Below are 13,291 nucleotides of genomic sequence, written 5' to 3' on the forward strand. Positions count from 1 at the left end.
GCTTTGAGTGTCATAGAGCGGCGTTATAAAGTAAATCGTTTGACTAACGCATCTTGCTCTTGAGCTAATCCACCTAGTTCTTCACTGGTGCTCGCCACGATTTCAATACTTTCATAGTTTTCGTCACTAATGTCTGAAATTCTATTGAGGTTCGCAGAAATTTCAGCTCCGGTGGCTTGTTGTTGTTCGGCGGCAGCGGCGATCTGACTACTCATATCTGAAATTTGAGTAATAATCCCTTGGATCTCTTCCATTGCTCCATTTGCATCAGAAGTTTGATCAATACTGGCTTGCATTTCTGAAGAACATTCAGACATGACTGTGACTGCGCGTTGTGCACTTTTTTGTAAGTTCTCAATCATGGTTTGAATCTCGGTGGTTGAATTCGTCGTTTTTTGGGCCAGAACTCTAACCTCATCGGCGACGACAGCGAAACCGCGCCCTTGTTCCCCAGCTCTTGCTGCTTCGATAGCTGCATTTAACGCTAGCAAGTTGGTTTGATCGGCGATACCTCGGATCACATCTAAGATTGAACCAATATTGTTGCTCATTGCATCTACCTCACCAATTACCGCGCTACTATCGTCGAGTCGCTCTGATAACTGATGGGTGGTGGTTATATTGTTACTCATTACAGAGCGCCCTGAATTGGCCGCGGCCTCTACTTCCATCACTTTTTCAAGGGTCATATTGGCACTCTGGGCAACTTCACGAACCGATTGTTCCATTTCAGTCATTGCGGCTGCGACCGACGCAGTTTCTTGCCGTTGATTGTTGAGTTCGGTGGTCGCGGTATGCAACGTCACTGAGTTTCCTTGGGATACATTGGATAAGCTTTCGGCAGCTTCGCTAATATCGTGCAGTACTGATCGCATCTGTTTCATCATGCTATTCGCTGAATCCGCAAGTTGACCAAATTCGTTACTACTTTGATAATCGACGGTTTCAGTCATATTACCTGCAGCCGCAGATTTCAAGGTTTTAAGTAGTAGTTGCAAGGGTACTTTAATCGCACTTGCTACATTCCAGGCAACCAAGAAGGCTAAAGGGATAACGATTGCCATTGCGATATATAGTCGTAGCCGACTGGTCGCTAGCATTGTATTCGCATTGGCCGACGCTTCGTCAACCAATTTATTGGCGATTTGATTAATGTTGGTGAGTTGTTCGATGGCTTCGGTAATCAGCAATGCTGTTTCGTCGGTTCGGCGTGAAATTGCCTCTTTGTCTTGTGAGACCTTTAAGTGCTGGGCTAATACACCATCCTTTGCAGTGGTATCTTTAATAAATTGATCGATTTGATGGCCCATGTCGTTGCGCAAGTCTGGGATTTCATCCTCAAGATCGGCATTGGCTGAGTTGAAGTTTTTTAGCAACTTTTGATTACGTTGCAAAATCACTGCAATTTTTTCTGATTCGCTGGTATTGAGTCCATCGAGGGTATTCAATTCGATCACTACCATCGCATTGAGAAAGCTTTCAGAGGCCCAGCGAATATAATCGTCATCTAATTCAACGACTTTATCTGACAAATTTTTCTTCAATTGAGGCAGCATGACTGATAGCTGATTGGTACTGCGTTTTACTGTTTGCAAATCAGCTAGATATTTAATGTTATCTGCCATGACCTGCTTGGCAACTTGAAAGTAACGTTCATCCAGATTGCTTAAGGAATCTAAATGAGAGCCTAATTCGCTATTCCCCTGAGCCATCTTGCGTAAGGTTGCGAGTGAAGAAACGAACTCTTGTTCGCTCTGTTCAAAGGCTTTGCTACTGACTTTAATCGCATCAGGTTTAGTCGATGTTAATGCATCTTTAAAAAACTTATCCGCGGTGAGTAAATCAACAGCAAAGTCGCTGCTCTGCAGTACCAGTGGTGTTGCTTCTTCGGTAACAACATTTAATTGTTGTTTGAATTGATTCCCCGTTTGCAGGGAAAGGACATTTGTTAGCACCATCATGAGTACTAAAAAACCGAAACCTATATTGACTCGGTGAACAATAGATATGTGTTTATAAAACTGGAGCGATACGCCTAAGCGAGCTGACTTTTTATTCATAATTCCTCGACAAATTTTTTGCTAGCTATTTATAGTTATTATGTTTTTTTATTTATTAAAATTATGCCTTTACTCGTGCTGATATACTAGGTATTAGATCACAACTCTACTCGGATAAACCCTTTGTTTATCAGCTTCGATAAAGAAAGCTTCGATAATTGAGTGTTTGCTATCGTTAGGCGAAAAAATTGTCTGAATATTCACCGGTTAGATGTTTAGAGGTGGTAAATTGGCGCGAAGGTTAGGCGTGGACCGAAAAATGGTTTATAAATAGGCTTTGGACTGCTTATCAATTTGTCGTCTGTTAATTTATGCTAGCTTGATAAGCGAGTTATATGTAGATGTGTTTTACTACATATTGCGACAAACTTAAAATCCAAGTGATCTGGTTCCTCTGTATTAATTAGTCATTATTGTTTTTGTTTCAATAGGATAGATGGGTGAGTGCTCAGCTAGAGGCTTTCTCTCAGTAGTTTGTCTGTCTTCGTTCTTTGGAACATAAATGCATAGCGAAAGATGAACAGTTTAGGGTTTATTCTCGAGAATGCTTATATTGATTGAATCATAGATTTGATATTCCATCATGATTAATTCTATGTTGCGAGCATTTGTATTTGGGTATTTGGGATAGTAAATAATGCATCAATTTTGGCGTGTCGATAGCAACATTGGGGACCGCCGTAGCCAGTTGCGGTGTACTTGGCCGAAAATTGCAATATTTGTTATTGCGGCGCTCGTTACTGGTTGTTCAACAGCAGTGTTCAGTGATCTTTTTACCACTTATTCTGAACAGTTAAGAGCGAGTCGTTATCAATTGACCGCAGGACAATTTGAACACGCGGCCGAGTTACTGGCAGAGGGAAAGGTAACGGATAATAGCTATTATTTAAAACAGTTGGAACTTGGTCGAATGTTGTTTTTAGCGGGAGACTTTGAGGCGAGTCAGCAACACTTTAGTCGCGTCGATCAACAGTTAAAATGGTTATCGAGTCAAGCCGAATATCGCCTTTCCACAGGCTTACAACAGTTTTCTACCTTAGCGACCAACGATAATTTTATTCGCTACCATATTCCAGTGTATGAACAAGTCATGTTGCACCATTATCAAGCGATCAATTACTTGCATAGCGGTGGTTTGGAGTCCGCATTGGTTGAAATTCGCCGCGCAGGACAACTACAGCAGTTGGCGATGGAAGAACAGCCAGTGAGCTTAGAGACGCAATTGCAAGACTATCAACAGCAATACGATGAACTGTTGAAGCAATATCCCAGTCCCGATACAACGCTTCCAAATGCTTATCAGAACGGCCTTAGTTATGCTTTGTCTGCAGTTTTGTATATGGCGGCGGGTCAAGATAATGATGCCTATATTGATTATCGTAAAGCCTTAGCTTTAGCGCCTAAAAATCATTATTTGCAGGCTGAAGTTGCTCGATTGGGGCAAAAACTGGCGATGAGTGATTATCAGCAATATACCCCATTGAAAGCTCAGCCGCTGACTGAAGATCAAGGCTTACTCGTTGTTTTACATGAGCAATCTATAGTGGCTGCAAGGCAAGAAGTACGCTTTACCTTACCTCTCTATCACCAGCAGCGTTGGCAAACTTATACCTTGGCACTTCCGGTTATTTCTACCAAACCTCAACTGGCGATCCCGTTAGCTTTGTCTTTGGAAGGACACGATTTTGCAACGCAACAATTAGTTCAAATCGATGCTTTAGCTGCCAAGCAACTACAACAAGATTTACCTGCAGTATTGGTGCGGCAAATTTTACGAGTGCTGGCTAAAGACCAGCTGCGTCGAGAAGTGAACCAAGGCGACGCAAAGAAAGGGGAGAATTGGGCGAATGTTTTCGCAAATGTATACAATATAGTGTCTGAGCGAGCGGATACTCGAAGTTGGCAAAGCTTACCAGCATTGGCGCAAATAGCGATTAAACCGTTTGCTGTGGGAAAACATAAATTGACGATGTCTGGTCTGGGTGAATCAGAAGTTTCGGTTAACATAAGGCCAGGTCGAGTGACCTTGGTGTTGACCAACGATCTTGGTTCTACAGTTCAGTTATTTAACTTATAAAAGAGGAGTTGGTTATGAAATATATACTGATAATGCTGTCGTTATTGCTGGTGGCTTGTACTGCCGATACATCTGGTATGATAGCCAATTCACAAAAGCCAGAGGGGAAACAATGGCTGATTGTTGATAACTTAAATTTAGGACGAAAGTTAACCATCACAGAGGCGAGGAGTACTCAAAGTGCCGATCGACTACTGGGTATCGCAACGCTTCAATCTTTATTTAAAGGCGACTTGAGTTTGCAATATCGATTCAACTGGTATGATAGCGATAATATTCAAATCAATGATGCGAGATCCGCATGGACACCGCTCACTCTACATGGTCGTGAACAGGTTCAGATTCAGTCGGTCGCGTTAGTTGCTAATGCCCACCACTTCAAAGTTTATGTTAGAGAAGTTCAATAACAGAGAGATAAGTTATGAAAACATATGTTTTAGCCGTTTCGATGGCAGCCCTTATGCTAAGTGGTTGTTCTAGCCAGGTAAGTTATGGTGATCCGCAAGCCGTAGAAACGGTGGATGTTGCCTTTGGCTCTACGGATTTACAGACAATTGCAGGTCAAATGACAGACTCAATGGTTGCGTCGCCCTTATTAACGGAACTAACTCGTAACAAACGGCCAATCGTATTTGTTGATAAGATAAAAAATAAAACGAGTGAGCATATCGATACTGAATCTGTTAGCGATACTATCAGTACCCGCTTGTTACAGTCAGGTAAGTTTCGATTTGTAGATATGACCACGGTGAACCAAGTGCGTGAACAGTTGAACTTTCAAAATGACGGTGGTTTAGTTGATCCCGCTAAAGCAATTGCGTTCGGTCAACAAGTCGGGGCAGAGTATATGCTGTATGGCAACTTAGCGAGTATTGTTAAAACCAACAAAAAGACCAAAGATGTTTATTATAAGATGACGATGCGTTTACTTGATCTTAAAACTGGTTTAGTAGAATGGGCCGATGAAACCGAGATCCGTAAGGCTGAAACTAAATCTACCTTTGGCTGGTAGGGGTATCGAGCCGATGGGACCGCTGTTTTTAGATTTATTGGGCGCCGAGCTGAGTGCTGAAGAGCGAGATATGTTACAGCATCCCCTTGTGGGAGGTGTCATTTTATTTAGTCGTAATTATCAGGAGCGTGCCCAGTTAATTGAACTGGTTCGCTCAATAAGAGCTGCGAGTAAACAGTATTTATTGATTGCTGTGGATCAAGAAGGAGGACGTGTACAACGTTTTCGGCATCAGTTTTCTTGCATACCTGCGATGGGGGATATTGATGCAGGGGCAAGGCAACTGAGGATGGCTAGTGTCGACCTGGCTGAACAGTTGGGTTGGTTAATGGCCGTTGAGCTCAGAGCTTGCGATATTGATATTAGTTTCGCTCCGGTGCTGGATATCAACGGTTGTAGTGATGTGATTGGTACTCGTGCTTTTAGTTCTAACCCTGAACAGATCGTTAGTGATGCGGGTGGTTTTATCTCTGGAATGCATCACGCAGGGATGAAGGCAACTGGCAAGCACTTTCCCGGACATGGGAATGTTAAAGCAGACACTCATCACTTTGAAGCCACTGACTCGCGCTCATTTGATGAGATTAAACGTTATGATTTAAGTGTATTTAGGCGTTTAATTAGTCAAAATAAATTGGACGCAGTGATGCCCGCACACGTAATTTATAGTGATGTTGACGATAAACCCGCAGGATTTTCTAAGCGGTGGTTACAACAAGTATTGCGTAAAGATTTAGGTTTCAAGGGGGTTATATTTAGTGATGATTTGTCGATGCAGGGCGCAGCCCTTGCTGGTGATCATGTGCAACGAGCCGAGCAAGCCTTGACCGCAGGCTGTGATTACCTTTTGGCCTGCAACGATCGAGATGCCAGTATTCGCTTATTAGATGGCTTACCACATACTCAGGTTGCACGCCCCGATGCCTTGCGAGCAAAAGCTTATCCTATGACTTGGTCGGAGCTCACAGCATTGACTCAATATCGACAAATCGCTGCGCGCGCCCTAGAAATTCAGCAAATTAGTAGTGAACTGAGTGAGAACTAAATACACTTAGTATTCATGCGGGAATATAAACAAGGAATCGCATCATGATTATTTATTTACACGGCTTTGATTCTACAAGTCCGGGTAACCATGAAAAAGTACTACAGCTTCAGTTTGTCGATAGCGATGTGCGTCAAATCAGTTACAGTACCATTCATCCTCGACACGATATGAGTCACTTACTCAAAGAAGTCCACAAACAGTTAATGTTGAGTGCTGAAGAGGAAGTGGTGATTTGTGGTGTTGGTTTAGGCGGGTATTGGAGTGAGCGGATTGGTTATCTATGTGGAATTCCCTCCGTTTTGTTTAACCCGAATTTGCACCCAGAGCGGAACATGCAGGGCAAAATAGAGCGGCCCGAGGAGTATTTAGATATTGCGACTAAATGTGTTGCAGAGTTTAGAGACAAAAATCGTGGTAATTGTACGGTTGTGTTGTCTGAAAATGATGGTGTGTTAGATAGCCAACTTTCAGCTGAAGAGTTACAAGATTATTATCCGATTATTTGGGATAGCCAGCAAGCACATAAATTTCAAGATATTAGTCGTCATTTACAATTAATTAAGTCATTGCGGAGTCTACCTCGTCTATGAAATGATTGAGATCAGCGAATAGAGGCATTTCCCCCTCGTTTTTATAAGCCTTTTTTTTGTGATCCTACTCTCATTACGTATAATATGACGCAGCAGAGCGATTATTCAAAGGCGTAGTACATAATGATAAAGCCTTTTAAAAAGCGCTAAACACTTCAAGTTGTGAGAAGGAAATAAGCAAGAATGACTAAAATTGTTGTTGTAGGTGGTGGCGCAGGTGGCTTAGAACTCGCGACGAGTTTGGGTCACAAACTTGGCAAACGAGGTAAAGCCAAGATAGTTCTCATTGATAAAAATAGAACGCATTTGTGGAAACCATTACTACATGAAGTCGCGACGGGGTCGCTAGATGCCGGAATCGATGCCTTAAGCTATCGTTCTCATGCGGCCAATCACGGTTTTGAGTTTCAATTAGGTGAAGTTGCTGATATTGATCGCGAAGAGCAGTTGGTGACGCTAAAAGCCATGGTCGAAGAGGAGCAGGAAGTATTACCAGCTCGGCAGATCGACTATGACTATTTAGTGATGGCAATCGGTTCCGTGTCCAATGACTTTAATACGAAGGGTGTCAAAGAGCATTGCATTTTCTTAGATAATCCGAGTCGCGCCAATTTATTCCACTCTCGAATGTTAAATCGATTCTTGCAGTATTCTCAAGGCGATGAATCACAACAGGGAGAAAAGGTCAGAATTTCCATTGTTGGGGCTGGTGCCACAGGTGTTGAGTTATCGGCGGAGTTATACAACGCGCTTGATCAACTGCGGGCTTATGGTGTACCAAATCTTAGCAGTTCAAGTTTGGCGGTTACGCTGGTTGAAGCGGGTGATAAAATTTTGCCAGCATTACCGGTTAGAATTTCTTCGTCAGCGCATTCAGAATTGCAAAAAATGGGCGTTGATGTTCGCACCAGCACCATGATTACCGAAGCCACTGCGGAAGGGTTAACGACAAAAGATGGCGAGTTAATTAAAGCCGATTTGATGGTGTGGGCGGCTGGCATTAAGTGCCCTGAATTTATGAAAGAAATCGGTGGGCTAGAAACCAACCGGATTAATCAGTTAGTGGTTAGGCCTACGCTACAAAGTTCACGTGACAGTAATGTTTATGCGATAGGTGATTGTGCCAGTTGTGCCTTGGGTGAGAAAGGCTTTGTTCCTCCGAGGGCTCAATCTGCACATCAGATGGCTTCCTTAGTTTACAAAAACATCCTACGTCAGCTTGAAGAAAAACCGTTACTTGAATTTGAGTACAAAGATCATGGTTCGTTGGTGTCTTTAAGTCGTTATTCTACCGTTGGGTCACTGATGGGTAACTTGATGCAAGGCTCTATGATGATTGAAGGGCGGATTGCTAGAATGGTCTATATCTCTTTATACCGGATGCACCAAATTGCTTTACATGGTTATTTTAAAACAGGATTAATGATGCTCGTTGGGCGAATTAATCAGGTATTAAGACCGAAGTTAAAGCTCCACTAAATACAGGCTTTAAGATTCTATTAGAAAGGCAATAACTACTGGTTATTGCCTTTCTAATCCGGCTTTTACTACGATAAAAGCGAACATCAAACTCAACCACAGTGTGAGCGCACTCAGCGCTTCAAATCGCCAATGATGTAAATTCATTAAATAGGCCTGGCTGAGAATATCGGCCAGCAATAACACGAATACCCCCCATAACTGAAACGTTAAAGAGACCGTCTGCCACAGCTTGGGCAAGAGAAGACGAGATAGCGGAAGTGCGCCTAAAGCTAAGCCGACATAAAACCAATGATGGTCGGGATATAGTAAGCTGAGCAGCTTTTCTCCCATTTGACGAGAGCTAGCCGCGATTGCTAGCAATAGCCAGGTGCGACTTAATAAGGCGCAGCTGAATAGCACACTTGGTTGGTTCGCAACGACCACTGCAGCGCTTACGAAGCCGTTTGGCTCGCGGGAGCCGTGAATACTGCTTCAGTAGTGGCTGACTCGGCTGAGTTGCCCTCGAGTGATTTCTGTTCTGGTGCAATAATCTCTGCCATGTCGTTGTCCTGACCATCCGCTATGGATGTTGGTGAAAGTGCACTTTGATTTTCTGGACTACGACGAATTTGGATCAGCATGCCCATTAGTGGATGGTCGAAATAATGTATTTCTCCGGAACGGACACGACGTTTTTGATCAAACTTAAAGCTATGTAGCTCCTCTTCTGTTTGATAATTCGCAATTAAACTGCCATCTTCAACTCCCTTTTGTTCTCCACTTAATATCACCACTTGCTGCGGTTCATTATTTGGCAGGGGATTGGGGGGGGTGAGCTGTGTTTGGCGATCAGAGGGAAGAACCTCTCTTTCAACTTCAACAGGACGTTTTAGGATCAGTTGACTCTCGATATACAAGTAGTGTTGCAAGTAAATTCTAATCCCACCGTTTAGCTCCCAAATTTCGGCCGGTACCTGAGCAACGGCGTCGCTGCTAGTTTCACCATTTAGCGGCGTTGCTTGCTCAAACAAGCTGGTTTCACCAAGCTTATTCTGCTCATCGCTCTTGGCGTTAACGATTGCGTCATTATGAGCTGCAAAGTTAATCAGGTGGCCATCGGCTTGAAAGCGTTGCGAAAAGTCTTGGCCTGCTTGCAACTGATAAAATTTGGCTCGATGACGGGGTGCAACGACTTCCCGCCAAGCTAGATGTATGAGCGGTGTAAAGGCTGCGTGCTGATTTAATTTGGCAAATTGTTCACCTAACTCTAGTTGGTCGGCATTCAGCATCTGTCGATGGGTCGCACCAGTGATAGGCCAACCGCGTCCGTCAATGGTTACAGGTAACTGTTCAAATCGAGGCCGAATGCAGGGCTCGGTGTTACAAGCAAACAACGGTGCGAGCAACGGTTCACTGGTATTTACGCTGAACGTTTGTGGTTGCGGCCAATATTCTTGACTGCTTTCGACACTAACATTACGTTTAAAAACGATGACTTCAATGTCAAACCAACGCGGTCCATCTGCCATGCTAGGCGCGCTGGTCGTAACGATTGCGGCCAAGCCAAGAAGCTGTATAGCCTGTTTAAGAGTTGCTCGCATTGGCGTTAAATTGCTCCAATATAGATTCTATGAGGGTGAGGCGCTGTTCGGGACCGTCGCTTGGAACCGCAAATTTTAGCTTGTTGGCGCCTTCCATTCGATAAATAGCTGGCTGAGATTGTAGCAGGCTTACCAGAAAAGCGGCATTAACTTTTGTTGATTCGGCAAACTCGATAACGCCGCCTTTCGGTCCGGCCTCTAAGCGCTTAATACCGAGGTGGTCGGCTTCAATTTTAAGCCTTTGCACGTTGAACAAGTTTTGAGCAGGTTCCGGTAATAAGCCAAAACGGTCAATCAGCTCGACTTGTAATTCGCGCATTTCTGCAGAATTCCCGCAATTAGCAATGCGTTTGTACATAGTGAGTCGAGTTGTGACATCAAAAATATAATCGTCAGGCAGTAGTGCTGGTAAGCGTAATTCAATCTCACATTGTTCGCTTTGACTGAGATCCCAATTGAGATCTTGACCATTTTTGAGGGCTGTTACCGCTCGGTCTAACATTTCCATATATAGGGTAAAGCCAACGGCTTCTATTTGTCCACTTTGGTCATCTCCTAAGAGTTCACCAGCTCCGCGAATTTCCAGGTCGTGGGTAGCTAAGGTAAAGCCTGCGCCTAAGTCCTCTAGTTGAGCGATCGCCTCTAAACGTTTACGTGCGTCTTTACTCAATAGTTTTGGTGGTGGAGTGAGTAAATAGGCATAGGCTTGGTGATGAGAACGGCCAACTCGACCGCGTAATTGGTGTAACTGAGCCAAGCCAAAATTATCAGCACGATTGATAATAATGGTATTAGCACTGGCGATATCAATCCCAGTCTCGATAATGGTAGTACAAACCAGAACGTTAAAACGTTGATGGTGAAAGTCTCCCATAATGCGCTCTAGCTCACGTTCGCGCATTTGTCCGTGGGCCACAGTAATACGTGCCTGTGGCAGCGATTCAGAGAGTTCTTGGGCGACTCGCTCAATGGTTTCAACCTTATTGTGTAGAAAGTAAACCTGCCCCCCGCGCATTATTTCGCGACTAATCGCTTCCTTAATTAGTGCATTATCATATTGGCGCACAAAGGTTTTTACCGCTAAGCGTTTTGCCGGAGGGGTCGCAATGATCGATAGATCACGCATGCCACTCATTGCCATATTCAGGGTTCTAGGTATTGGTGTTGCGGTGAGTGTGAGAATATCAACATTCGCCCGCATCGCTTTTATTTGCTCTTTTTGACGCACTCCAAAGCGGTGTTCTTCATCAATAACCAGCAGCCCTAAATCAGAAAATTTCACATCCTTGCTTAATAACTTATGGGTTCCGATTACGATATCGACACGACCATCAGCCAGTTTTGTGAGTACTTGATTTTGTTCTTTGGTGGTGTTGAAGCGTGATAAAGAAGCGACTTCAATCGGCCAATTGGCAAAGCGGTCACTAAAGTTGTCAAAGTGTTGCTGGGCAAGCAGGGTGGTCGGGACGAGCACGGCCACCTGTTTTCCGCTGTTCACGGCGACAAATGCGGCACGCATCGCCACCTCTGTCTTACCAAAACCAACATCGCCACAAACCAGCCGGTCCATTGCGTTTGGCGTCTGCATGTCTTGTAACATCGCAGTAATAGCTTGCTGTTGGTCGTCGGTTTCTTCAAAGGGGAAATCGGCGCTAAATTGTTGATAGGCCGCTTCGTCAAGTTGATATCCATACCCAGGTTTAGCGGCGCGTTTGGCATATACTTCTAGCAGCTCTGCGGCGACATCACGGATTTTCTCGGCCGCTTTTTGCTTGGCTTTTTGCCATTGTTCATTGCCTAGCTTGTGCAGTGGCGCCGTTTCGTCGTTGGCTCCAGAGTAACGGCTAATTAAATGGAGTGCATTTACAGGTACATATAATTTTGCCTGATTGGCATATTCAAGGCTTAAAAATTCAGTTTTTATGCCGCCGTTTTCAAAGCTGGTTAAGCCCAGATAACGGCCCACGCCGTGTTCTAGGTGCACCACTGGTTGACCAATCGATAGTTCTGCTAAATTGCGGATCAGAACATCGGGATTGAGCGTTTTACTTGAGGCCTTGCGCTGTTTAGCGCGAACTTTGTCACCGAGTAAGTCGGTTTCAGTAATCAACTGCAAAGTTGGTGTGTTTAGTTCAAAGCCTTTTTCGATAGGCGCGACCACAATCGCCAGACTATCGTTACTCGCAACAAAGTTAAAAATGCTTTGATGATTTTTAAGCTTTAACTTGAGGGGGCGAAGTAAATTCTTGAGTGCTTCTCTGCGTCCCTCGGTTTCGGCAATAAAGCAGGTTTTAGGATGCGGGTGATGCTCTAGGTAATGGCTTAGGGCCTGCAATGGTAAATTGAGTCGATGATTGACGCTGAGGTCTGGTAATGCATGAGCGGCTAAATTGAGCCGTCCTTGGGCATTTTTGGCCGGTCCGCTACGCAGCTTAATGCCAGCAAAACTTTTTAATTCCTTAAAACACTGATCAACATTTAAATAGAGTTCATCTGGCGGCAAAATGGGCCGAGAGCGGTCATGGCGACGGTTTTGATAGCGTTCTTCGAGATCTTGCCAAAACTGTTTTCCAGCATGCTCTAAGTCGCCAATTTTTAAGATGATGGTATTGGCCGATAGTTGGTCACTCAGGCTTTCTGTATGTGAGTGAAATAGCGGCAGGTAGTATTCGATACCCGCTGGCATGATCCCTTTTGATACCTGCTGGTAGATTGATTCCGCCTCTCGGCTTGGCTCGAATCGATCACGCCATTGTTGGCGAAAGGTTTCGATGCCGGCTTGATCAGTGGGGAACTCATGGGCTGGCAGCAAGGTAATTTGTTGCTGCGTTTGCTCACTGCGTTGGGTGTCGGGATCAAACTGACGAATGGTGTCTAGCTCATCATCGAAAAAGTCTAAACGAAATGGTTGGCGACTGCCCATGGGGTAAAGATCGAGTAAGCTTCCGCGTAGCGCAAATTCGCCATGTTCCATGACTTGGTCGACATGTTGATAACCCGCGCTAACCAAGCGTTCTTTAAAAGCCGTGATGTTGAGCTGCTGGCCAACCTTAAGTTGCAAACTATGTTTGGCTAAAAATTCGGCCGGAGCACAGCGCTGTAACCAGGTTGCAATCGGTGCGATGACGACACTGTTCTTGTCCTGACTAAGCTGATTAAGACTGAGGATCCGCTGGGAAATGATATCTTGGTGTGGTGAGAAGGTATCGTAAGGAAGCGTTTCCCAATCTGGAAGTAAGTGCACTGCGCGTTGCGGTTGTAAGCCATTCACTTCTCGTTCTATTTGCAGCGCGCTGCGGGTATCTTCCGTTAAAATAACTAAGGGCGCATCTAAGGTGGTTACATATTGATGGACCACCAAGGCCAACGCACTGCCCGGTAAATTAGTGACTTGTTTATTGTCGCCCGCATGCTCAGGGCAAGGTAGATTTAATAACACGAC

At 44.4% G+C, this 13,291-nt stretch carries 10 protein-coding genes; 6 read left to right on the forward strand and 4 right to left on the reverse strand.

Translation table 11 applies throughout. From position 1 onward, the window contains the following. Positions 1–23: 23 nt before the first annotated feature. On the reverse strand, positions 24–2,060 hold the full coding sequence (locus ACRRSY_RS09625; RefSeq protein WP_432453428.1) for a methyl-accepting chemotaxis protein: 2,037 nt from the start codon (positions 2,058–2,060) through the stop codon (positions 24–26). Between the two features lie 637 nt (positions 2,061–2,697). Between ACRRSY_RS09625 and ACRRSY_RS09630 the strand changes: the two genes are divergently transcribed. From ACRRSY_RS09630 to ACRRSY_RS09655, 6 genes are all read left to right on the forward strand, one after another. Continuing rightward, the gene (locus ACRRSY_RS09630; RefSeq protein WP_432463056.1) at positions 2,698–4,137 is read left to right on the forward strand and encodes a COG3014 family protein; all 1,440 of its coding nucleotides are present in this window, start codon (positions 2,698–2,700) and stop codon (positions 4,135–4,137) included. A 14-nt stretch (positions 4,138–4,151) separates the two neighbouring features. After that, the gene (locus ACRRSY_RS09635; protein ID WP_432453426.1) at positions 4,152–4,544 is read left to right on the forward strand and encodes a YcfL family protein; all 393 of its coding nucleotides are present in this window, start codon (positions 4,152–4,154) and stop codon (positions 4,542–4,544) included. A 14-nt stretch (positions 4,545–4,558) separates the two neighbouring features. After that, positions 4,559–5,149 carry a penicillin-binding protein activator LpoB gene (gene lpoB, locus ACRRSY_RS09640; RefSeq protein ID WP_432453425.1) on the forward strand — a complete coding sequence of 197 codons (591 nt, stop codon included), beginning with the start codon at positions 4,559–4,561 and terminating at the stop codon, positions 5,147–5,149. Positions 5,150–5,162: 13 nt separating this feature from the next. Further along, positions 5,163–6,194: a beta-N-acetylhexosaminidase gene (nagZ, locus tag ACRRSY_RS09645; RefSeq protein WP_432453424.1), complete on the forward strand. Its 1,032-nt coding sequence runs from the start codon at positions 5,163–5,165 to the stop codon at positions 6,192–6,194. Positions 6,195–6,238: 44 nt separating this feature from the next. Then, positions 6,239–6,787, forward strand: a complete 549-nt coding sequence (ycfP, locus tag ACRRSY_RS09650; protein WP_432453423.1) for an alpha/beta hydrolase YcfP — start codon at positions 6,239–6,241, stop codon at positions 6,785–6,787. Between the two features lie 183 nt (positions 6,788–6,970). Continuing rightward, entirely contained in the window at positions 6,971–8,266 is a 1,296-nt protein-coding gene (locus tag ACRRSY_RS09655) for an NAD(P)/FAD-dependent oxidoreductase (RefSeq protein ID WP_432453422.1), read from the forward strand. 42 nt (positions 8,267–8,308) lie between these two features. On the opposite strand, the gene ACRRSY_RS09660 is transcribed toward ACRRSY_RS09655, so the two are convergent. From ACRRSY_RS09660 to mfd, 3 genes are read right to left on the reverse strand one after another with little or no spacing between them, the layout of a single operon-like run. Further along, the gene (locus ACRRSY_RS09660; RefSeq protein WP_432453421.1) at positions 8,309–8,692 is read right to left on the reverse strand and encodes a DUF2919 family protein; all 384 of its coding nucleotides are present in this window, start codon (positions 8,690–8,692) and stop codon (positions 8,309–8,311) included. Between the two features lie 8 nt (positions 8,693–8,700). After that, on the reverse strand, positions 8,701–9,849 hold the full coding sequence (locus ACRRSY_RS09665; protein WP_432453420.1) for a peptidoglycan binding protein CsiV: 1,149 nt from the start codon (positions 9,847–9,849) through the stop codon (positions 8,701–8,703). Next, positions 9,833–13,288: a transcription-repair coupling factor gene (gene mfd / locus ACRRSY_RS09670; RefSeq protein WP_432459213.1), complete on the reverse strand. Its 3,456-nt coding sequence runs from the start codon at positions 13,286–13,288 to the stop codon at positions 9,833–9,835. Before mfd ends, ACRRSY_RS09665 begins: the two co-directional genes overlap by 17 nt. Positions 13,289–13,291: the final 3 nt, after the last annotated feature.

This window comes from Agarivorans sp. QJM3NY_33, assembly GCF_050870865.2.
Classification (GTDB): domain Bacteria; phylum Pseudomonadota; class Gammaproteobacteria; order Enterobacterales; family Celerinatantimonadaceae; genus Agarivorans.